This is a genomic window from Nitratidesulfovibrio liaohensis (genome assembly GCF_011682075.1).
GTDB lineage: Bacteria > Desulfobacterota > Desulfovibrionia > Desulfovibrionales > Desulfovibrionaceae > Cupidesulfovibrio > Cupidesulfovibrio liaohensis.
In genome coordinates this window covers 1-1,006 of record NZ_VSMK01000633.1, presented here as the reverse complement: position 1 = coordinate 1,006, position 1,006 = coordinate 1, and the positions used below count along the sequence as shown (strand labels likewise).

Genomic DNA, 1,006 nt, shown 5'->3' with positions numbered 1-1,006 from the left:
GGCGGAACAGCGGGGCAAACAGGCCCAGCGCCTCGTCAAACCGCCGCCCCGCCGTCTGGCGCGCGTCACGGGCGCCGCCCGGCAGTTCGCGCGCGGCCAGGTTCATGCGCTGTATCCGCAGGTCTGGCGTCACGGTCACCAGCACATCGGGCACGGCCTGGAACACCGCCTCCAGATGCACCCGCAGGTTTTCGCGCTCGGCCACCAGGGCACGACGTTCGTCGTCCAGGGCCTTGTGGCGCAGGGCCGTGCGGGCCGCCTGGAGCATCTGCTCCTTGTCCACCGGCTTGGTCAGGTACTGCTCCGCGCCTTCCGTCACCGCCCGCACGGCGGATTCCACGCTGGGCCGCCCGGTCAGCAGGATGACCGGCACGAAGGGGCACCGTTCGCGCACGGTGCGGGCGAAGTCCAGCCCGTTTTCGCCCCGCAGGATGATGTCGGTGATCACGAGGTCCGGCGGGCCGCCGTTGGCCGGTTCCAGCGCATGCAGCGCCTCGTCCAGGCTGGCCGCGGTGACCACCACGTGCCCGTCGCGGCGCAGGAAGGCCGAAAGGGTGAAGCGGATGCTCTCCTCGTCGTCAACGAGCAGTATCTTCGCCATGGGCGACCTCCCCTTGCCTGCCTGGAGTAGGCGTGTCTGGCGTATCGGGCGTCCCCGCGCCGACGCCCGACAGGGTATCGGACGGGACCTCGGGCGGGACCTCGGGCGGGGCCTCGGGCAGCACCACCACGGCACGGCTGCCGGAAACGCCGTCACTGTCCAGCATCAGCGTGCCCCCGTGGCTCTTGATGATGCCGTAGCTGATGGACAGGCCGAGTCCGGTGCCCTTGCCCTCCGGCTTGGTGGTGAAGAACGGCTCGAACACCCGGTCCAGCACCGCCGGGGCAATGCCCGTGCCGGTATCTGCCACCGTGACGCACACGCACGGGCCGCTCACCGCCAGCCGCCCGCCCCTGCGCCGCGCGGCGCGGCGTTCGGGAATGCATGCCCCCCGGCAGCCATCGC

At 71.5% G+C, this 1,006-nt stretch carries 2 protein-coding genes; both read right to left on the bottom strand.

Features of this window, described 5'->3' with window-relative positions; genetic code table 11:
• On the bottom strand, positions 1–601 hold a 601-nt coding region (locus tag FVW27_RS16910; RefSeq protein WP_167127383.1), incomplete at its 3' end, for a response regulator.
• On the bottom strand, positions 579–1,006 hold a 428-nt coding region (locus tag FVW27_RS16905), incomplete at its 5' end, for a sensor histidine kinase (RefSeq protein ID WP_243838532.1). The genes FVW27_RS16905 and FVW27_RS16910, both read right to left, overlap by 23 nt.